Source organism: Ehrlichia muris AS145 (assembly GCF_000508225.1).
Classification (GTDB): domain Bacteria; phylum Pseudomonadota; class Alphaproteobacteria; order Rickettsiales; family Anaplasmataceae; genus Ehrlichia; species Ehrlichia muris.
In genome coordinates this window covers 1030344-1052964 of sequence record NC_023063.1, presented here as the reverse complement: position 1 = coordinate 1052964, position 22621 = coordinate 1030344, and the positions used below count along the sequence as shown (strand labels likewise).

13 protein-coding genes are annotated in these 22621 nt (G+C 30.6%); 8 read left to right on the top strand and 5 right to left on the bottom strand.

From position 1 onward, the window contains the following. Nucleotides 1–1098 precede the first annotated feature (1098 nt). The gene (locus MR76_RS04025) at nt 1099–5076 is read left to right on the top strand and encodes a hypothetical protein (RefSeq protein WP_144445940.1); all 3978 of its coding nucleotides are present in this window, start codon (nt 1099–1101) and stop codon (nt 5074–5076) included. A gap of 484 nt (nt 5077–5560) precedes the next feature. Beyond that, nucleotides 5561–7744 carry a hypothetical protein gene (locus tag MR76_RS04020; RefSeq protein WP_235111268.1) on the top strand — a complete coding sequence of 728 codons (2184 nt, stop codon included), beginning with the start codon at nt 5561–5563 and terminating at the stop codon, nt 7742–7744. A 450-nt stretch (nt 7745–8194) separates the two neighbouring features. Here MR76_RS04020 and MR76_RS04015 read toward each other — a convergent pair whose 3' ends face one another. Then, nucleotides 8195–9277, bottom strand: coding sequence for a 5-(carboxyamino)imidazole ribonucleotide synthase (locus MR76_RS04015; protein ID WP_024072422.1), 1083 nt, complete (start codon nt 9275–9277; stop codon nt 8195–8197). 301 nt (nt 9278–9578) lie between these two features. Here MR76_RS04015 and apaG point away from each other — a divergent pair, with 301 nt between their 5' ends. Continuing rightward, on the top strand, nt 9579–9983 hold the full coding sequence (apaG, locus tag MR76_RS04010; protein WP_024072421.1) for a Co2+/Mg2+ efflux protein ApaG: 405 nt from the start codon (nt 9579–9581) through the stop codon (nt 9981–9983). 556 nt (nt 9984–10539) lie between these two features. Then, the gene (acnA, locus tag MR76_RS04005) at nt 10540–13176 is read left to right on the top strand and encodes an aconitate hydratase AcnA (protein WP_024072420.1); all 2637 of its coding nucleotides are present in this window, start codon (nt 10540–10542) and stop codon (nt 13174–13176) included. A 654-nt stretch (nt 13177–13830) separates the two neighbouring features. On the opposite strand, the gene gatC is transcribed toward acnA, so the two are convergent. Then, entirely contained in the window at nt 13831–14181 is a 351-nt protein-coding gene (gatC, locus tag MR76_RS04000; RefSeq protein ID WP_024072419.1) for an Asp-tRNA(Asn)/Glu-tRNA(Gln) amidotransferase subunit GatC, read from the bottom strand. Nucleotides 14182–14195: 14 nt separating this feature from the next. Continuing rightward, complete coding sequence (gene prs, locus MR76_RS03995) at nt 14196–15152, bottom strand: ribose-phosphate diphosphokinase (RefSeq protein ID WP_024072418.1); 957 nt, start codon at nt 15150–15152, stop codon at nt 14196–14198. Nucleotides 15153–15267: 115 nt separating this feature from the next. Here prs and MR76_RS03990 point away from each other — a divergent pair, with 115 nt between their 5' ends. Further along, nucleotides 15268–16323, top strand: a complete 1056-nt coding sequence (locus MR76_RS03990) for an Mrp/NBP35 family ATP-binding protein (RefSeq protein ID WP_024072417.1) — start codon at nt 15268–15270, stop codon at nt 16321–16323. A gap of 927 nt (nt 16324–17250) precedes the next feature. On the opposite strand, the gene MR76_RS03985 is transcribed toward MR76_RS03990, so the two are convergent. Both MR76_RS03985 and MR76_RS03980 read right to left on the bottom strand, forming a co-directional pair. After that, nucleotides 17251–17985, bottom strand: a complete 735-nt coding sequence (locus MR76_RS03985; protein ID WP_024072415.1) for a DUF2497 domain-containing protein — start codon at nt 17983–17985, stop codon at nt 17251–17253. 12 nt (nt 17986–17997) lie between these two features. Then, complete coding sequence (locus MR76_RS03980; protein WP_044171524.1) at nt 17998–19272, bottom strand: TolC family outer membrane protein; 1275 nt, start codon at nt 19270–19272, stop codon at nt 17998–18000. 541 nt (nt 19273–19813) lie between these two features. Between MR76_RS03980 and rplM the strand changes: the two genes are divergently transcribed. The 3 genes from rplM to argC are packed head-to-tail and all read left to right on the top strand — an operon-like array spanning nt 19814 to nt 21785. Next, nucleotides 19814–20278, top strand: a complete 465-nt coding sequence (gene rplM / locus MR76_RS03975; protein WP_024072413.1) for a 50S ribosomal protein L13 — start codon at nt 19814–19816, stop codon at nt 20276–20278. Continuing rightward, nucleotides 20278–20736 carry a 30S ribosomal protein S9 gene (rpsI, locus tag MR76_RS03970; protein ID WP_024072412.1) on the top strand — a complete coding sequence of 153 codons (459 nt, stop codon included), beginning with the start codon at nt 20278–20280 and terminating at the stop codon, nt 20734–20736. Before rplM ends, rpsI begins: the two co-directional genes overlap by 1 nt. A gap of 8 nt (nt 20737–20744) precedes the next feature. Then, nucleotides 20745–21785, top strand: coding sequence for an N-acetyl-gamma-glutamyl-phosphate reductase (argC, locus tag MR76_RS03965; RefSeq protein WP_024072411.1), 1041 nt, complete (start codon nt 20745–20747; stop codon nt 21783–21785). Nucleotides 21786–22621 lie beyond the last annotated feature (836 nt).

The following is a 22621-nucleotide window of genomic DNA, read 5'->3' as shown; positions in this document are numbered from 1 at the left end:
GGGTTCCTAAGATGATTTTATAGCCTTGATTATGGGAAAATAGTAAAATCTTACAAAATTACTTGTTAGAACAATAAATGGAAATTTATACATGAAAACAAATAGCGAAAATTTTTGAAAAGATATATGGGTTCCTAAGATGATTTTATAGCCTTGATTATGGGAAAATAGTAAAATCTTACAAAATTACTTGTTAGAACAATAAATGGAAATTTATACATGAAAACAAATAGCGAAAATTTTTGAAAAGATATATGGGTTCCTAAAATTTGTAAATATCAAGAAAGTTAAAAAGCAGAATTATAGGTGTATTTAAGAATGTTATCTGTATGAAATATGTATGAATTTGATGTATGAGGGAACTATTCTTTATAGAATTCACTGATTTGTAAAAATAATGGCACTGTAAATTTATCAGTGTTTTTGTAAAATGAGCTATAGAGTAATTGTGATTCACGTTACATAGTTGTAGTGATATTTTAGTACAACCAACTGTTTTATGAAATTTGCTGATTTATAGAAATAATTGTATTGTAAGTTTTTTATAAGGTTAATTATAGCATAATTATCTATTGTGTTATATAGAGCGCTATGGCAATGTTCTAGTTTTAACAGTCAACACTTTTTATGTGTTAATTAATGGTTAACATAGTTTGTAAATGTGAATTGTGTTTTGTAATGGCTATTGATTAATTTTTTGTCTATGTATAAGAGTTTCTATTGTAAATAGTATATTTAATGTTATGCATAACAATTTAGTTGAATAATAGGGAGAAGGAAAATTTTATAATATTAGTAGGATTACAAATTGAAGTTCTGTTGATATTTTTATTGGTGAGTTTAATGGTTTATTGAGGATAGTCACTTGTTTTATTAGTGGTATTTCAATTTGCTAATCAGCTGTATATATTCTGAAATATAACTTGATCTTTTAATTATATGAGTGTTGTTCACTAATACCATCCTAACTATAAAGTTGGTTCTGGCGTGTGTTTTATAATGAACAGATCTACAACCATGTAGATAATTAATGGTATAATATGCAATTTTAGATCTATATTTAGATGAGTGTATATCTTCTGTTAAATGGTAAAGTGTGTGTTAAAAAAAGTAGCTCTTGTAATATTTTATTTGTACATTACCATTCCTTATTCTAGTTTATGTGAATGTAGTGATGCTAGTATATTTTATACTTTGGATGAATTAAACAAGCATAGTCGCCCTTTTTGTGATGTTATATTTAAGGAAGTATCAGCTCTAGACTTTCGTATCGTACCATTTTATATGCAGTCATTTTTTGATCCCAAGTTGTTTCTTAAGCATCCTTCTAAAGGTTTGAAGCTTGTGCCGGAAAGAAATGAGTTGCTACATGTTGATTTCAAATCTATGATGTCTAGTTATAAAAAACATCCTAGTGACCGTAATAAATTAGCAGACTATGGTATTGTATATTATGGAATGCATAGGAGAGTGGATGATTTATGTGTCTACTACAATAGTAGTGACCAATGTATAAAACAATGTTTACCAATACCTGCATTAAGGCGACCTGTACTGAAAAATAGTAAAGAGCACGGACTTGTTGCTGAAGTTAAAGTGAGGAGTGTAATTGAAAGCAATCTAAATAGGGCTACTGGACGTGACTATAGAGATGAAGTAAAGGAAATGTCTTTAAGAGACCTAAGTTCTGTGTTTGGGGAATCTGTTGATCTGATACAACCTAAGATGAACATAGAAACTCATGAATTTGAAACTAAAACGGAGTGTACTGAAGGGAAAGTAAAGGAAAACGGGGAAGTTGAATGCACTAAAACTGTAGAGAAAGTTGCAACTGAAAGTGTATGGCATGATAATATAGAATGTTTAAAGGGGTTAAATTATGTAGGAAAGGGATATTATATAAAAAAATATGATAAAACTATAGGAGGGCATAGATATTTTTGGCTAAGATTGAATAAAAAGAAATTAGTGCGTCATATATATGATGGTAAAACATATTATCCGTGTGATGATAGCATGAGTTATGATCTTGATAGTATGAACATGATGTCTTTTGTAACCTCTATTAAAGTTCATGATAATTATTATATTGTTCCTAGATTTGAATACAGTGTTACTCCGTATAAAGAAAATACAAAGCGAAATTTGTGTAAAAATAGTGAATTATATTTTTATATTCCAACTTATCTTAAAGAAATTGAAGATAAAAAAGAATGTATCTTTGGAAAGTTAGAGTATTCTTCTGATGAAGCAAAACATACTAAGAGTTGTTTGTATAGTTATACAAGTGATGATTTTCAAACTTTTGGTCCAAGTAGAAATAAAAGTGAATTGGAGGATATAGATTTTATTGTACAAAATGATGGAGTTCCAGATGGATTGGTAGAAAGGAATTTGTATTTTGAGGGAATGTGTGTAGATCGGTTTCCTAAATACGAATATAAGGTTAAAAAGTTTATAAATGGTACTAGAATAAAACGGTATGTATACGAAATAGATAGTTATCGTAAATGCGATTTTATAAAAGTTGAAGCTTGGGGAGGAGGTCAAGCTGGGTATATAAAGGATGGTAAAGCTTATTCTGGACTTCCTGCTCATTATACTCTTGGTATATTAAAAACTCATAATGGGCGGTTAAAGGGGAAGAAATTAGTAATATATGTTGGAGAAGGAGGAAGATATCCAGAACAATATGGAGAAGATACAGTAGTAGCTCTGTGTGATTCTGACACTTTTGATGGTAACTGTGAGATTTCATTTGTAGCTCGTGGATGTACTCATAATGGGTGTGAGAAAAATGACTCTTTTATTAATGATGATATTGTAGCACATTATAGATCTGCTACTGGAATAGATTTTACTAAGCAAAGGCCTATATGGTTACAATATTATAGGTTTATTCCATGGGGAAATCCTAATTTCCCTGATGGTACTATTAGATTAAATCCTGATGATTGTGCAGGACCAGTAAATGCATTTGAGAAAAATCCAAATCAATATCCTGGTTCTGGAGGATGTGCAAATCTCAGTAAATCTATTCAACAAGGTGCAGATGGGTTAGTAAGGTTAACATGTGAAGTATGGAGTGGTAATACTACTCGAGTACAGAATAAACAAAATGGTACCTACTCTTATGATAAAGGTAGGAAATTATTGTGTAGTACAGACGGGAGTGGTGAATGTTTGAAGTCGGTTTGTATATATTCTACAAACACTAATTATATGATATCTAGGTCTCCTGTTACTATGTTTGGTGAGGAATGTAAGCCTCTTGTTAAGCGACAGCGCAAGCTTCTTGCAAATATATTTTTTGCAGGTAATAAAATGACTGTGAGACATGTTGGTAATGGTAAGTATTGTTATCAAAATCATGAAGGTAATGCGCCAACTACAGGTTATAGTTCTACTTTGGATTATGCGGATTATTATGGTGATGATAGCATTCGTATTAATCGTATAAAGTGTTGGAGAAGTAGTCATAATGTGGGTTTATCATGTTATAGATCTAGAATAAGTAGTTTAAAGATGTCAGAAGATAAATATGTGTGTTGTTATCACAATATGGACGATCCAACGCATTCAGGAGATATTTGTTGGAGAGAAAAAGGTGCTGATATATTAAATAGATTTAATGACAGCGATTTACCTCCAGAATTGAGGCAGAATTTTGATGATGGAAGTAAAGAATTGCTTACTAATTTGCCCCTAGCTTCTAAAACAAAATCAGTGTCTAAAGCAAAAACTAAAGAACCGCAGAATCAGGTAACAAAGGTTACTAGCCCTGTAAAATATAATTATGATATAAAAAAACAGTTATCATATTTGCATACTCAAGATAACACTCAATATCTGAAAACTATTAATGCTTATTTGTGGCAGAATAATGATAGTGTATTTGTTAATATGTTACCCCAAAAGGAGATTAGCTATCCATTTAATGGTAAAATAATAAGTGATTATGAAGTAGGCACAGATATTAGAATGTCTTGTAATGAAGGTACAGATTCAAGATATAAATATTATTATAACACATTAAAGGATTATAGGGATTCAAATTCAGTAGGCAAGCAACATGTTTCTGATTGGAAAGATGCTAATATTAGGCTTACTGATAGTTTCGTAACATTAAAGGATTATAGGGATTCAAATTCAGTAGGCAAGCAACATGTTTCTGATTGGAAAGATACTAATATTAGGCTTACTGATAGTTTCGTAACATTAAAGGATTATAGGGATTCAAATTCAGTAGGCAAGCAACATGTTTCTGATTGGAAAGATACTAATATTAGGCTTACTGATAGTTTCGTAACATTAAAGGATTATAGGGATTCAAATTCAGTAGGCAAGCAACATGTTTCTGATTGGAAAGATGCTAATATTAGGCTTACTGATAGTTTCGTAACATTAGCAAAGTTACAAAAATCAGCAAATCTTCCAGAGAAATCACAACCTAAAGAACAAGTTAAAAAACAGTCTAACAGTATGAAATTTACAGTAAAAATGGAAGAAGAAACTCCAGTAAATTTACAATATGCTTATTATCAGCAAGAAAAAACATTTTGTCTTGATACTACAGATAAGATGCAAAATAAAGGGTGTTTAACTTCTTTGTGTATTTACTCTCAAGATGGAACTTTTAATAATGAGGATAATTATAAGTTGACAAAAGAGGGTGTTAATGATGCTAGTGCATGTTTATCTGTAGATGCCATGAAGAGTGGTAATAACAAAATAGGTACAGGTATAAAGATGATATGTTCAAATGATGATCATTGTTGTTATCATAATGGTGAAATAAAAGAATGTATACCTGCTACAAATCTTGCCTTATCGTGTTACAGAAGTGTAAGTAATCAGGAAAGTCTTTATACATGTTGTTATAGTGATATAACACGTCATAATCTTAGTCAGAGTGAAATACGTCCTGTTTGTTGGAAAGGGCAAGGAGCTGTGTGGCAAATACTTGGTTATTATAAGTTGCCAGAAGAAACTAGAAAACAAGTGAATAAGGAGTATGACGAGATTATGGTGGGGCATATGGAGCAATCACTAAAGAATAGAGTTTCAGCTCAGTAAAAAAGTAGCTGCAAAGTGCTAGTTATATGTTTGTGTTTTTCAGGATGTTATCTAAATAAAAAAGTCTAGATATGTAGGTTTTTAATATTATAGTGTGTAAAAAGTTCTAATCATACATTTTATATCCGTAGTAAGTGTTTAGTGATAATAAATTATTTAATCTATGATTATAGATCAATATTTTAACAAATATTGTAGCTTAATATAGATAATAGTTGTGCTCAACATGTTGTGTTATGCAGATATTAGCTATCTAGGGATGAATTTAAATTAATTGATCAATTTTACTAAGCTTTTTTTTTTAAGAATCTTCTTAAAGATTATAATAATATATTACCCAATATGTCATGTTTATCATAAAATATGATTAATATAGAGAAATATCTATGTTAATATATTAAATTTTCTTTTCTAGTAAATATAGATACTTATGTCTAGATGTGTTTTCAGTCTTATAAGAAGAGTTATATGTATATTTATATTCATGTTTTATATGAATGCCACATGTGCGTTTGGGTATAAGGAAATTTCTAACAAGAAACCTAGTGGATATTATGGACACCTGATGTTTCTTAATTATAAAGTAAAGTTAACCACTTGTATTTCTAGTGTCGTGACTATTAATGCAGGAGAGTGTAAATTTGTAGAAGGATGTGCAAAGCACTATATTGCTTATGTCGATAACAGGAGTTCTTTGCATCCGAGTTTATGTCTATGTATTGTGTCCTCTTGTGAAGGTCTGCCAAATCACCAATCAGAATGGGTGTCAAGATGTGATTTTAAACCAGAATGTGAAAACATATCTACAATGCTATCCCATGTGCCATTTTGTCCTGTAATATTTGAATACAAAAATATCATGAGATTTGTTCCAATAGAATTTTCACGTCAAACGTTCTTTAAACCAGGTATTAGGCTTATAGTAGTAGATGATGGAGATTCATATAATGAAGACTTTTTCTTATCTGATGATCATGTTTTTGAAGGAAAGGAATATAAAACTGCATTTGCTGGAAAGTTGTATGAGTTTAAAGTATATAGATCGGTAGGTAATAAAATATGTGTTTACTATTATGATAAGGAAGAGTTTTTAATTAAGTGTTTTCCTATTCCTGAGTTATCTCAACCAGTATTACGTAAATATCTGGCTAATAAAGTAGGAATACAGTTTGGTAATACGCTTTTAAAACCGGGTAACCCTGTTGATGATAATATTATACGTGAGTTTGATATTAATATTATAAGGCCTAAAATTGATTTTAAGAATCATGAATTCTATTTATCTACGCGATGTAGAGATGGAGTGCTCTTAAAACCGAATGAATATTGTCAAAATGGAATTAGTGAAGTGCAATACAAGCATGATGATGCAGTTATGGTAAAATGTGTAGATACAAGGACAATCTTTGGATATGTATTAAAATTGCATACAGACCAAGGAGATAGACATATTTGGCTTAAACCTTTACCTTACAAGATGATGCATTATGTACGTATAGAAGGACGGTATAAACAATGTCCTGGTGGTGAGTATGATATAGCAAGTAAGAAACAAGATTTTTTAGATAATATTTTGATAAATGAAGATGATTACTATATTAACTCTGATGAGCAAAATAGCATCGGGAAGATTAGTGTTTATCCAAGTCATCACTCTTGCAATAATATCAAAGATTCATGTTATTTATATCAAAATATTCTAGAGCATACTAAATCTCCAAAGTTATTTTCTAGAGCTTTTCCTCAATTTGTTAAACCTAATAGATTTGATGTTAATGTAGTAAAATACTTTAATGTCGATTATCGAGAAATATTGTCTTTAGATAAATCATTACAAAGTAAATTACAGCCTTTAGATTATCATTCTATGGGGATGTGTATTGATGGTTTCGGGGGTATAATATATACAGCAACAAAAGGTTCCGCATATGATGAGAGTTCAAGTGCTATGTCATTGAAGTATAATAGAGCGATAAAAGATAAAAAACATGTGTATAAATTGTTGTATCATCCTAAATTGCAACATACATACAATGTGCCTGGTAACTGTGATTTTGTAAAAATAGAAGTTTGGGGTGGAGGACAACCTGGTAAAATTGATGTTGAAAGGTGGAGAAATAAAGAAGGGCAACCTGGTGGATATGTAATGGGTATGTTTCGTTTACGAAAATCTCGAAAATATTTTATCAAAGTAGATTTTCAAGGGATTCATCGTCCAATTGATAATAACGATGGTGATGTAGGAGCAGATACTATAGTTGATTTTTGTGGAATAGGTAAGCATGGTAAAGCAATTTGTAAAGTAAAGTTAACAGCGAGTGGAGGAGGTGGAAAGTTACAAAATAATATAAAGGAGATAGTAAAGATTAAGCCTAATGTAAATCAGCAGGAAATGTTATATTATAGAGTAGTTGATAATAGTTTGGATCGTAGATCAGAAAACGTGCCAAATGGTAAGAGAATAAGATTTATTACATATCAGGACTTCATGACAGAAGTGTTCTGGGAAGAGATAGGGCAAAATGACTGTAAATCAGGAAAGCTTTTAGCTGAGAATAATAGTGCGTATTTTGGAGCTGGGGGTTGTGCAGATGTTAACACTAACTCTACTGAGGAAGGAGCAAGTGGTATGGTGAGAATTACTTGTGAAATTTGGAGTAATAGATAGATGCTAGCTTGTGTAGCTAAAAAATGGTGCTTGTTCTATATTAGAATTCTTATGACAGAAGTTTTATTATAGTAGATGGGATGTGTGCATATTTGGGAAGCTTTTTAGTTTTTAGTGTTGAAATAGTGAACATTGTGTAGTTAGCGGTTATGTAGTATCAGCACTTATTCTACTGGGGAAGGGGGATAGGTGGCATGAAATTACCTGTAAGAAAATCTGGTCAAAATTAGTGCTATAGCTTATATGGCTTTGTGTTATAAATTTATGTTAATTGTATAGGTTGTGTGTTGATAATTGGTGGTAGTTATATTAAATTCAAAATGTTATTAACTTAATAACTTATTGTTGTTGCTCTCTAATATGCATGTAAATTTTATAATGCTATAGTATGTTATTATCTAGTAAGTACTGTGAATATTTGTATTATGATGTTTTTTGTATATATGGTTGTTAATTTAGCTTTAGTGTATTGATATGACCCATTTTTCTGTTCTTGCTAGCTTTTGTCTTCCCATATATATATATATTCTCGTTGGCCTTAGTTTCATATTTATAATAATTGTATATATTGTCTCCTAATATGTTATTCATAATACATGGAAAAAGTAATTTTACAGGCTTTAAAGGTAATCCACATATTGCTCTTATTAATTGTTCAAATTGACTAATATTACAGGCATCTAAACTCCAATGTCCAGAGTTATGAGGACGTGGAGCTATTTCATTAACTATTAGTTCTTGTGTATTTGTTATGAAAAATTCGACTGTTAATAAACCTACTAGATTTATAGATTCTGCAATTTGTAGGGCAATTTGTTGTGCTTGTACATTTATGTCTTGAAAGATTAATGCTGGTACTGATGATGTTGCTAAGATACCATTAGTGTGATAGTTTTCTGCAATTGGAAAAAATTCTATAGATCCGTTAATGCTTTTTGATATTATAATAGATATCTCTTTATGAATTTTTACAAACTTTTCTAAAATATATGGCTGTTCCCAATTGAGATCTAACAGGTTATTTAAATCATCTTGTTGCTTTATTAGATATTGACCTTTCCCATCATAACCTAGTTCTGTGGTTTTAAGTATACTAGGATACCCTAATTCTAGAACATTTTTTACTAAACTATTGTAACTATCAATTATTCTAAAATCTGTGGTTTTAATTCCTAAGTTTCTTATGTGCTGTTTTTCTCTTATTCTATTTTGAGAGATGTATAGCGCTTCTTTTCCTGGGTGAACTGTAGTTTTTTGTGATAATATGTCTATAGTGCTACTGGGGATATTTTCAAATTCTAAGGTTGCAATGTCGACGTTAGCTGCAAATTTAAGCAATAACTCTGTATTGTGGTAATTGTCTAATATAGTTACGTGCTTAGTGGTGTATACTGATGGGTCATCTGGATTGTCAGTTAATAAATGTGTTTTATATCCTAATTCTGCTGCAGCAATGGATATCATTTTTCCTAATTGGCCTCCACCTATGATTCCAATAGTAGATCCAGGGCTGACGTATGGATTATGTAGCATAATAATAAGTTTATTGTTATGTTTTCAAAGTTAATAATAATCTGCCTAAAAAAAACAAGTCAATTAAATAATAAAGTGTGATTTTTTGATACTAGATTATAGCATGCTATATTTGTGGCATGTGTGTTGGTGCAATAGCTTTTGTTATATAGAGACGAAATGTGAGTGTGTAATTTTTGTACTAATTTTGAAGGGATTGTTATCGGTGTTTGTGATTGTTTTAGATCATAAATTTCAAGTATTGTATGTTGATATATTAGTCAGATTAGTGTATCATTTATTACGTACCTGGGGGTTGTTTATGACACTGCAATATTATAGTATGACCAAGCTTATTGAGGTTAAGGTCGTTCCAAGTTACTTGGAAGAGCAATCTGCTCCACATGAAAATTGTTATATATGGTTATATAGTATCAGAGTTAAGAATAGAAGTAATTCTACAGTTCAACTTTTGAGGAGGAGTTGGAAAATCATTGATTCAGCAGGTATTATTAATGAGGTAACAGGTTTGGGGGTAATAGGAAAGCAGCCTGTATTAAAACCCGGGGAATTTTTTGAATATACCAGTGGTGCATATTTGAGTACTCCATCTGGTATGATGCATGGAGAATATCAATTTATGGATGAAGATGCTGCACAGATTTTTTATGTTAATATACCGATGTTCTCATTAGATAGTCCTTATGTTAATACAAAGCCACATTAATGTTTTTGAGGATTTTAGTTATTAGTTCCAAATTATGTGATATATTAAATTTTATATATTTTTGCTTCTATATGAAGTATACTTGTAGTTAAATTAGTAATTATTTGGGTTATTAGTCATAAGGTATGAATATACACTTTAGCATGGGTTATTACTGTTTTTACGTTAGGTAATCTGTTGTTTAGGAAAAGGCTATTAAGGATATGTTGTATATTTTACAATAAATACCTTTCTTGGTTTTTAATAAAAATTTGTAATGTATAGGTTAATATATATAATTACCTTAATTGAAATGAGTATAAGTAATTATTTAGGATTACCTATCAAAAAAGATATTTTTTGGTATTTTCATTTCAAGTTATAGTGTAAGCATGAGTGTGCTATTTAATTACTCATTTAGCTAAGTTGAATTGTAGAAAGGTCTACTTTGAAGTAAATGTGTATGTTAAACTTAAAAATTGCCTGTGTGATACTTTAACTCAAAGGTTTTATAAACTTTCTCTATTGATATATTTAGTTATCTGGGTAAAGAAGTAAATTATAAGGAGTATATGGTGTGGAATTTTTAAATTCTCTTAATTCAAGAAAAAAGTTAATTGTAGGAAAAAATTCTTATGAATACTTTAGTTTGAAAACTGCAAGCAGTAAGTTGGGTATTGATATTACTAGGTTACCATATTCATTAAAGGTATTGTTTGAGAATTTATTGCGTAATGAAGATGGTTATAATGTTAAGGTTGAGGATATCAAAAGATTAGCTGAATGTGCTAATGAACACATAAACTATGAAATTAATTTTTCTCCAGCTCGGGTGTTAATGCAAGATTTTACTGGTGTACCAGCAGTAGTTGATTTGGCTGCAATGCGTGACTATGTAAAAAAAATTGGTGGAGATCCAAGCATAATTAATCCTAAAATACCGGTTGATTTAGTTATTGATCATTCAATACAAGTTGATTTTTATGGAAAAGAAGATGCGTTTAATAAAAATGTGTCTGTAGAGATACAAAGGAATTTAGAAAGATATAAGTTTTTAAAATGGGGACAACATGCTTTTAGAAATTTTCGTGTTGTACCTCCTGGGGCTGGTATATGTCATCAGGTTAATTTAGAGCATATTGCTAAAGTTATATGGAATGAAGGAGATTTAGTATATCCAGATACTTTGGTGGGTACTGATAGCCACACAACTATGATTAACGGTTTATCTGTTTTAGGGTGGGGAGTAGGTGGTATAGAAGCTGAAGCAGTAATGTTAGGTCAACCTATTACTATGCTTATTCCTAAAGTTGTAGGATTTAAATTAACAGGGAAATTATCTGAAGGTGTTACTGCAACAGATATGGTATTGACTATCACTAATATCTTGAGAAACAAAGGAGTTGTAGGAAAATTTGTTGAGTTCTATGGAGATGGGTTAAGTGGTTTGTCGATTCCAGATAGAGCTACTATTGCTAATATGTCTCCTGAATATGGTGCTACATGTGGATTTTTCCCGATAGATCATAAAACTTTAGAGTATTTAGAGATAACAGGACGTGATTCGTCTCTAATAGATTTAGTAGAATCCTATGCTAAAGAGCAATGTTTATGGTATACCAAGGAAGAGCCGTATTATGATGATAAAATAGAATTTAATCTAGAGACGGTGCAACCTGTGCTTGCTGGTCCAAAAAGGCCTCAAGATAAAATTTTTCTTTCTGAAGTAAAAGCAGCATTACAGAATTTATTACCAACTTCAAGATCGACAGTTGGTGCGGGGGATAAATCTTTACAAGATGGAGATGTGGTTATTGCTGCAATAACCAGTTGCACGAATACATCAAACCCTAACGTGATGGTTGCTGCTGGACTTGTTGCTCGCAAAGCAAATATGTTGAATTTGAAATCTAAGGCATGGGTAAAAACTTCATTAGCTCCAGGTTCACAAGTTGTCACAGAATACCTAGTGAAATCGGGATTACAAAAAGATTTGAATGCACTAGGATTCCATTTGGTTGGGTATGGATGTACTACTTGTATAGGGAATTCTGGTCCCTTAGATCCTGATATTGAAGAAGATATCAAAGTCAATAATTTGGTTGTTGCATCTGTTTTATCTGGTAATCGTAACTTTGAAGGAAGGATACATCCTTCTGTAAAAGCTAATTTTTTGGCTTCACCACCTCTTGTTATAGCTTATGCTTTGGCTGGTACTGTGAATATTAATATTCACGAAGATCCAATAGCTGTAGATGACAATGGAAGAGATGTTTATTTACGTGATATATGGCCTTCTAATGATGAGATCAATGAAGTTATCCGTAAAACTATTGATAAGCAGATGTTTGTTGATAGATATAAGCATATTTTTAATGGAGAGAAATATTGGAAGGATTTAAAATGTATTGATAGTGATATCTATGCATGGGATCCAGATAGTACTTACATACAAAATCCAACATATTTTAAGAATTTATCTCCTAATATAGATGTGAATAATAGTATTGATATTAATAATGCAAGAATTTTGGCTTTGCTAGGTGATAGTGTTACTACTGATCATATTTCTCCAGCTGGTAATATTGCTACAAATAGTCCAGCAGGCATGTTTTTAATGCAGAATAATATTATGGTACAAGACTTTAATTCATACGGATCACGGAGAGGAAATCATCACATAATGACGCGTGGTACTTTTGCTAATATTCGTATACGTAACGAGATGGTAAATTGTGAAGGTGGTTTTACTAAGTATGTTCCTACTGGTGAAGAAATGCCAATATTTGATGCATCGCAACTTTATCAACAAAATAACATACCATTAGTTGTTATTGCCGGAAAAGAATATGGTAGTGGTTCTAGTAGAGATTGGGCGGCTAAAGGTACTTTCTTCTTAAATATCAAGGCTATTATAGCTGAAAGTTTTGAACGCATTCATAGATCTAACCTTATTGGTATGGGTGTATTACCATTGACTTTCAAGGAGGGTGATACAAGAAAAACTTTGAATTTAGTAGGTGATGAAGAAATTAGCATTGTTGGTGAAATTGGTATAGGTCAAGAAGTAGAGTGCATTATTTTTAGAAGAGAAGAAGGTAATATTAGTCGAAGTATAAAACTAATTTGCAACCTCAATACCGCAACTGAAGTCGATTATTTTAATAGTGGTGGTGTTTTGCAATATGTACTAATGAAGATGATGTACAGCTAAGCTTTATATATATATCATTATTATATAAATACATAAACTTTACAATGCTAATGCATATGATATGTTGGTTGTAAGTTATACTAATTTTACTACTGCTAGTCGAAGTATAAAACTAATTTACAACCTCAATACCGCAACTGAAGTCGATTATTTTAATAGTGGTGGTGTTTTGCAATATGTACTAATGAAGATGATGTACAGCTAAGCTTTATATATATATCATTATTATATAAATACATAAACTTTACAATGCTAATGCATATGATATGTTGGTTGTAAGTTATACTAATTTTACTACTGCTAGACGTAGATCTTTTTATTGATTATTTATCGTCAATAAAGGTGTATGTTTGTACTTGGAGTGTTTGTGAAATATGCAAGTGCTATGTTCGTAATATATTTATTAAACTATTGTAAGTGAGTTGATAGATAAGTACTACGAATTTATACATACTTAGACCTGCGAGATTATACTAAAAAAATAAAGATGAAATATATACAGTGCTAGCACTACTGAATATGTGCGTCTCTTAATTATCTATTCTTGAGAACTGCCCCCCTATACATGGAATTTTATATTATAAAATGCATAGTAAGATGAAATAAAAAAGATGTGTATTCAAATGCTGACATTACTCGAACAGATCTTTTTCCTTATTCTATTACTTTTGGTACAACAAAAAAGTCATGTTCTTGTTCAGGAGATTGAGATAATACTATATCTTTTATGTTGCCATCATTAACAATATCTTTACGTAAAGGAAGTCCATAATCATAATGTATGCCGCCGTTACCTATTGGAGCAACATCTTTAGTGTCAACTTGTGATATTGTTTGTATCCAATTTAACACTTCCTCTAATTCTCTGAAATGATAATCGATTTCTTTATCATTGAGCCTTATTCTAGTCAATTTTGCAGCTTGTAGTAAATCGTTTTTGGTTAATGACTTACTTGGGTGTGAGCGTGCATTAGAAGTGTGATTTTCAAGTTTATTTTCTGTCAATTTTTTCCTTAAGTTTATGCTAGACTATAGAGTATATAGTTACTTAGAAATTTATCAATGGATAAAGTTTGAATTTTTGATGTGTTGAAAGAATTATGATTTATTGTGTCAGTTATTGTTAAACTGTTCAGCTTTGAATTGGTTATTTTCTCTATTGCGTTGCCAGATAATATTCCATGTGTAACATATGCACTAACTTGTAGGGCTCCTCTATCTTTTAAAGCTAATGCTGCATTGCATAATGTGCCAGCTGAATCTACAATGTCATCGACTATAATACAATCTTTATTTTCTACATTACCAGTTATGTTCATCACTTCAGATACACCAGGTTTTGCTCTATACTTATCTATAACTGCTACTTGGATGTTGTTGTGTAATTTGCACTGTTTTGATAGTGCATTTGTAAAAACTCGGGTTCTATTTAATGCCCCGTAGTCAGGAGATACAATTACTAAATTGTCCATATTGTATTTTTTTGTAATATCTTCTATAAAAATAGTATGTGGACTTAAATTGGTAGTTGCTATATCAAAGAAACCAGCTAATTGATTTGAATGTAGATCAATGAAAATGATGTTATTTACATTTGCTGTACTTAATATGTTAATAATGACTTTTGCACTTAATGCAGAGATCATTAAGTTGTTATCATCTAGATTTCTGTACATTACTCTATCTTGTCTAGTATAACAGAGATACGGTATTATCATAGTTGTTTTACTAGGACACAATGTTCTATTGATTGTATCTGTCAATAAGAGCAACTCTACTAGATTAGAGTGTGCTGGAAAGCAAAGAGAATTTATGATTATGACGTGCTTATTTTTGTCATCTTGGTTCTCTTGAATTTCTACATTTATTTCTTGATCAGAAAAATGAGAAATACACGAGTTAACCAACTTTATACCTGTGATTTTTGATATGCACTTTGCTAAGTTGATACTAGATGTACCAGAAGATATTAACATCGAAAAGAATCTATATGTAAAATGGATGCTCTGATGATACGTAATGGTTTACTAAAAGTAAATAGGTATTTTTTAATAATATGTGTTATCATACAGTAATCTTTTTAGGGTGATAGTGGTAAATAAACAAGATGTATTAGATGCATTGTCGACAGTTATTGATCGTAATAGCAATAAAAATATTATCGAGTTAGGGTTAGTAAGGTCTGTATTAGTGAATGATAATATTGTGCATTGTATATTGAATTTATCAGATGAGCATCAAATAGAACAAAGAAATACGATTGAAAAAAAATGTAAGGATGCAATTAATGCTGTACCAAATCTTAAAGAGTTGACAGTTGTTTTTACTACTGCGCATAGTGCTGTTAATAAAATAAATAAAAAAATGCCTATAAACAAGATATCAATTCCGGGGATAAAAAATATAATACTTATATCTTCAGGTAAAGGTGGTGTAGGTAAGTCTACAGTTGCAATTAATATGGCGCTATCCTTATTACGTAAAGGGTATAAGTCAGCATTAGTTGATCTTGATATTTATGGACCATCTATACCTCATATGTTAGGTCTTAAAAAGACTACTAATCCTGAAATAGACCATAATAATAGAATGATTCCAATTACGAGATATGGTCTTAAAAGTATGTCAATAGGATATTTGATTGATAAGAATAATGCTGCTATTTGGCGTGGTCCTATGGTAACAAAGGCAATATATAGTCTTATGGTAAATACAGTATGGGGGGAAGTGGATTATTTGGTAGTAGATACACCTCCTGGTACAGGTGATGTACACATTAGTCTTGTTGAGAAATTTAAAGTTACTGGTGTTATTGTGATTTCTACGCCTCAGGATTTAGCTATTATTGATGCAATAAAGATATGTGATATGATGAAGAAAGTGAATGTTAATATTATTGGGTTAGTAGAGAATATGAGTTATTTTATTCATTCTAATTCTGGTGATAAGACTTACATTTTTGGTAAACAAGGTGTACATAGGATAGCAAATGAATTGAATGTAGATTTTCTTGGTGAGATAGCATTATATCCTCAAATATGTAATGTGGCGGAATTGGGAGATCCATTGGCATTGGACCATGAGATATGTAAGATTTATGATAATATTACTGACAATGTATTACATAGCATGAAAAATAAATGTTAAATTGTATACTATAGTTGTTGTTTTTTTGTTATTTAATTCTCATGATATAAGAGTTTATACCGTGATTTCTTAATAACCAGATGTAAACTTAAGTTCACTTCACTAAAAAGTGTATATGTAATTACCGTATGTTAAATAGTTGTAGGTGTTTATAAGAATTGTACCATTGTAGAATAAATGTTAAAGACCTGTAAGGTTGTTTATTGTTTTTTTACAGTTGTTTAGATCTAGTTACGCACTTAAGTTTTCTTACTCAGAAGTATATGTAATTGTAGTCTATTAAGTAGTGCTTATAGGTATGTATGGTGTTATATCGTATAAAAATATGAATATTGAAGGACTTGGTGATTGTTGATTCTTTGTAGTGTTGTTTATCATGGTTACATAAGATTCTATAACGTTATTTTTTCAGAGTTATATTGCAACTGTAGTTTTCTTACTCAGAAGTATATGTAATTGTAGTCTATTAAGTAGTGCTTATAGGTATGTATGGTGTTATATCGTATAAAAAATATGAATATTGAAGGACTTGGTGATTGTTGATTCTTTGTAGTGTTGTTTATCATGCTTACATAAGATTCTATAACGTTATTTTAAGACTATATCGCAATGACTTAGGTTTACTTACTTAGAAGTGTGTGACTGTTATCTATAAGTATTGTTATCATATTTTGGATATCGTCCATTCTGAGAAATTGAAATTATCAGAATAGTCTGTAAGTATTTAGTAAAATGTCATTCTTTTACCTATGATTTCATTAATCTTCAGGAACCTTCAGGTCAATTAGGTAATGTTGTTTTATTATCTATGGTATTTGTACTTTGGAAAGGCAATGTGTCTTACAAAAGTGTAATGGATGAAACTGGTGGCAATTGGTATCAAATACTAAAATTTTGATATGTTATTCTAAATTTAAACTGGTAAAGTTAACTTTGATTTGATTCCTTTATAATATGTTTTATTTCTTTTTCTACTATTTCTTTTACTAACTTCTGTAGATTGTTGTTGAGCCATGTTGATAACTCTGGTTTAAGCATTTTTATTACTAGTTCTTCTATTGTAGGACTTTTATCATTTGAAATATTCGGTGGTTTTGTATGATGGTGTATTTGTGTTATTAGCTTTTTTATTTCTTCACTATTTGCAACTATATTTTCAGGTGATACTAAATTTTCTGTTATAATGCTATTTTGTTGATGAATACCTTTTATTTCTGATGTATTGTCAATTTTCGATATTTCTTCTGAAAGAGTGTGTGTTGTCGTTAATCTTGTTTCTTGCGATGATAGCCGTTGAGTTGATTGCTCTATTGATATGAATTGATTTATATTGGACAATTGATCAGGATAAATTTTCTCTTTTGTAACAGATATTTGTATGTCTGGTTGTGTTGTGTTTTGATATGATTGATATGTTGTTGTTGGTGAATCTGTTATTGATTGAAATGTTTTATTGATTTCATTTAATGTATTGTGTACATGTTGTATGTTATGTAGGTCTATAAAATTTTCTGGATTTTCTAAATTTAGTACTTCCTCATCAGTGGCACTACTAGCATCATGTTCTGCAATAACGTGATCTTTACTATCATTGCCAGATATAACTTTTCTAATATTTGCAATTGCTTCTTTAAGGGGTTGAAAGTTGTTAGTATTACTCATAAGTTTTTTATATTAAATATAATTAATGTTCAGCTGTCCTATTAATGCAAGTAAATTATATATACTTATTACAACATTGCTTTGTACATTCAGAAGATTGACTTTTGCTTTTAAAAGTTCTTGTTCTGCATCTAATACATCTAGGACTGTTCTTAAATTTAATTCTGCTTCCTGTTTTATTCCAAGTAATGTTACTTCTGAATATTTTACAGAGTCTTGAGCTGCTTGTAGCATAGAATTAGCGGTGGAAATATTTTCCCAATTTAAAATTACAGATTCTTTAATAGTATTTAACACTTCATGGTGTGAATACATTTTTTGTTTTATTGCAAGTTGTGATTGCGTAATGGCAGCAATGTTGAGGCCTTGTTGGAATATAGGTAATGACATTTTTATTTCAAAAAAGTTATCGGTTTTTTTAGGAGTTATGTAAGGCTTATTAGTATAAGTATAGGAATTTATTGATGATATGCTTATGGATGGGAGTAAGTGTGCAATTGCTATTAAAGTCCCTTGTTTTGCTGCTTTGTATCCATTGTGAGATGCTTGTAGAGAAAGGTTATTTTTTTGAGCTATTTCTAGAGCTTCTTCTATGGATGATGGTATTGTTGGTATGGTAGGATTGTGTAAGTCTGTTGGTATTTCTCCAGTTATGTGAATGTAGTTAGCTTCTGCAATTTTCATTTCTCCACGAGCCTTGATTAATTCTGATGTAGCTGATGATAATCTAGCAGTAGCTAATGAAACATCTGTTTTAGTAACCTCTCCTAAAGAAAAACGTTTTTGTGTAGCTATTAGGTGTTCTGTTAATACTTTTTTAGTATGTTGTGTTAATTTATATACTTCAGCAGTTGTTAAAACCTTCATGTAAGCTTTGATTGTCTGAAGTATAATATTTTGTTTCTCTAGTAAAAAATTGATATCTTCTATATTTGCTAGGTATTTTGATTGTTGAAAAGCAGCAATATCAGCTCCTCCATTGAATATCTGTTGGGTTACTGTGAGGCTCATGGTTCTATTGTCATTGTTATGTAAAGAGAGTTCTGGCTGATATGCCTGCAGAGAATATACAACTGATGGTAAAAATTTTGATATACTGTTCAATTTGATTTTTTGTTTGTTCTCTAACGAATGATAGAACTTTGCTTTTATGTTAGCATTATTTGATAATGCTGCATGTAAAGCTTCATCTAAACTAGTACAATAGCTGTTGTTAGGTATAACTGATATGATATACATCAATATCAATGCACAGCAAATCTTATGCATATTAAGTTTAGTTATCATTAGAATGCTACCAACATTATGTCAAAAAATAATACTAGCAATGATTAAACTGTAATTAATTTTGATTAGCAAGAATTAAGTGTGAAGTTTAGTTGATTCAGTTCCGTATTATTCTTGAATTTGTAAGTTATAAATTTCATGGATTTTAATAGCAAACACAAAGAAAGTATATAAGTTGAATTGAGGTACATTAAATTACTACTGAGTATGCATTTACGATACATGCGTATATTAATTTAGATAGGAGGTATTATAAAAAGGTTCTATTTTGTGTTAGGTAAGTCTTGAGTATAGCAATTATTGTTCAGCTTTACTCATAAATAAGTTCAAGTTTTTTCTCAGTGCTATTTTAGGGATAACATTGATAATCTTTTGAAGATGTAAGTTAAGTAATGTTATTTTATTACAGTAGGCAAGATAAAGTTGCAGTGTTTTTCATGTATGGAGCTTGCAGAAGGAGTAAAATTAAATATAAAGTTAGTTTTTATTGACAAAAATCAATTGTCTGATTACTATGAAAATTTATTAATGATAGATGCAAATGGAGACTTTTTCTTTAAAGGCGAGCCAGGTAAAGAAGCGTTGGGTTGTAATAGATGCAACAGGAGTAGTAGTTGGTAGACTTGCTGCTTTTGTTGCTAATGTGTTGCGCGGTAAGAATAAACCTGAGTATACGCCTCATATGGATTGTGGGGATAATGTTATTATAATTAATGCAGAGAAGGTTCAATTTACTGGTAATAAATTGAAAAATAAGGTCTATTATAGACACACTGGGTATCCTGGTGGGCTGAAAAGCTGTACACCAGCTGATTTGTTCTTAAATAAACACTCAGAACGTATAATTAATATGGCAGTTCGTCGTATGCTAAGTACTGGTCCAATGGCACGTCGTCGTTTAAAAAATTTATATATATACTCAGGTTCAGAGCATAAGCATGATGCACAACAACCTGTAAAATTAGATTTTTTATCAATAAATGCGAAAAATAATAAGAGGAGATAATGGAGAGTAATCCTGATATGTTATCTGATCATCAACAAGATGGTAATGTTAAAGCTGTAAAAGTAGATGCTCGTGGCCGTGCTTATGGTACAGGTAAAAGGAAAGAAGCTGTTGCACGAGTATGGTTAACAGTAGGTAAAGGGAATGTTACTGTTAATGGCTTGGATATTTTTAGCTATTTCAAGAAAAATACCTTGTGCAAGAAGGTTTATAATCCATTTATTGTGACATCAACTTCTGGATGTTATAATGTTGTTGCCACTGTAAGTGGTGGTGGAATTTCAGGCCAGGCTGGGGCTGTTGCTCATGGAATTAGTAAAGCGCTAAAAGATATTAATCCCAATCTTCATTCTATTCTGAGAGCAGGTGGATTCTTAACAAGGGATTCGCGTGTTGTTGAGCGTAAGAAATATGGTCAACATAAAGCTAGAAAAAGTTGTCAATTTTCAAAAAGATAACCTCTTCTATGAGTTATCAAGTATCAGTTGCCATAGTTGGGGCTACAGGTTATGTAGGTGTGGAGCTAGTACGCTTATTACTATCTCATCCTATGGTCAAAATAAAGTATCTGTGTGCATCTCAATCTAGCGGAAAGTTACTTTCTTCTAGCCATTTGCACATCTCGCAGGGTGATATGTCTGTTAGTATCTCGTGTTTCGATGATATTGAATTATCTAATGTAGATGTGGTTTTTTTATGTTTACCTCATGGTGCATCAAGTAACGTTGTAAGAAAAATTCATGATGTAGTAAAAATTATAGATTTATCAGCTGACTTTAGAATTAAGGATACTGAAACATATAAGCAATGGTATGGACCGCATTGTTGTCCAGATCTTGTAAAAGATTTTGTGTACGGATTAACGGAGATATATAGGGAAGATATTCAAAAATCACGTTTTATAGCTTGTCCAGGGTGTTATCCTACTTCTGTATTAATACCACTATTTCCATTGTTGAGACTTCGTTTAGTGAAAAGTCATAATATAATAGTTGATGCTAAGTCTGGTGTAAGTGGTGCTGGTAGATCTGTTGAACAAGACAAGATGTTTTGTGAAGTTTATGATGTTATTAAATCATATAAAATCTCAAATCATAGGCATATCCCTGAAATAGAACAAGAACTTTGTTTTGCTGCATGTAGGGAAGATATTAGTTTGCAATTTGTACCTAATTTAATTCCGGTAAAAAGAGGTATGATATCTAACATATACCTTGAATTAGAAGAAGGTATATCTCTCACTGATGTTCGGGAAGCATTGCTACTTTTTTATAAAGATTCATCTTTTATCTTTATTGATGAAGAAAAGGCTGTGACGACTAGGTCTGTTGTAGGTACGAATTGTTGTTATTTAGGAGTTTTTCCTGGAAGGATACCTAATACGGTTATTATAATATCCGTTATAGATAATTTATTAAAAGGTGCTGCTGGTCAAGCAGTGCAAAATTTTAATGTTATGATGTCTTATAATGAAGAGATTGCTTTATCAAATATTCCTTATTTTTAAATATTTGCTTTAAAAACGTGTAAGTTTGTGATCTTGTTGTCTTTAGACAATGTAGTTTTAGTCAATCAATATAAAATTTTAATATTGTGATGTTGTTATGAAAAGATTGCTTTATCAAATATTCCTTATTTTTTAAATATTTGCTTTAAAAACGTGTAAGTTTGTGATCTTGTTGTCTTTAGACAATGTAGTCTTAGTCAATCAATATAAAATTTTAATATTGTGATGTTGTTATGAAAAGATTGCTTTATTAAATATTCCTTATTTTTTAAATATTTGCTTTAAAAACGTGTAAGTTTGTGATCTTGTTGTCTTTAGACAATGTAGTCTTAGTCAATCAATATAAAATTTTAATATTGTGATGTTGTTATGAAAAGATTGCTTTATTAAATATTTCTTTTCTGCTTAATGTATGTAATTTGCGATATGTTTTTACAGATAATTTATCCTATCAGCCAGGTTTAATATATTATACTTCGGAATTGTGTTATTGAAATTTTTTTGTCTGCTTTGAGACATGTGTCTAGGTTTATGATATATTGGTGTAGATAATCTATCGAGTTGATAGCAATATAAGTTTAAGTGTTTTGTATCCTACAATAAAATTACTGCTTCATAAAATGTTAAAAATTGTATTTTTTCAAATTAGTAGTAGACTTTATTAGAGAAATTATTACTGTGTTAAATATCACATTTGTTTCTTTATGTATGGATATGTTTTTGTGTGTTGTTTGGAAATCTTATATGCTTATGTACTTATTAGTATTTTCTGTTTTAGAAAAGCGTTGACTAGAATATAAAGGGTATTAGTATATAAGTTAATAATCATTTGTTGA

Coding starts and splice junctions, on each gene's coding strand:
- MR76_RS04020 (WP_235111268.1), top strand. CDS start 5,561: ATGTTTTATATGAATGCCACATGTGCGTTTGGGTATAAGGAAATTTCT.
- MR76_RS04015 (WP_024072422.1), bottom strand. CDS start 9,277: ATGCTACATAATCCATACGTCAGCCCTGGATCTACTATTGGAATCATA.
- apaG (WP_024072421.1), top strand. CDS start 9,579: ATGACACTGCAATATTATAGTATGACCAAGCTTATTGAGGTTAAGGTC.
- prs (WP_024072418.1), bottom strand. CDS start 15,152: ATGTTAATATCTTCTGGTACATCTAGTATCAACTTAGCAAAGTGCATA.
- MR76_RS03985 (WP_024072415.1), bottom strand. CDS start 17,985: ATGAGTAATACTAACAACTTTCAACCCCTTAAAGAAGCAATTGCAAAT.
- MR76_RS03980 (WP_044171524.1), bottom strand. CDS start 19,272: ATGATAACTAAACTTAATATGCATAAGATTTGCTGTGCATTGATATTG.
- rplM (WP_024072413.1), top strand. CDS start 19,814: ATGGAGACTTTTTCTTTAAAGGCGAGCCAGGTAAAGAAGCGTTGGGTT.
- rpsI (WP_024072412.1), top strand. CDS start 20,278: ATGGAGAGTAATCCTGATATGTTATCTGATCATCAACAAGATGGTAAT.
- argC (WP_024072411.1), top strand. CDS start 20,745: ATGAGTTATCAAGTATCAGTTGCCATAGTTGGGGCTACAGGTTATGTA.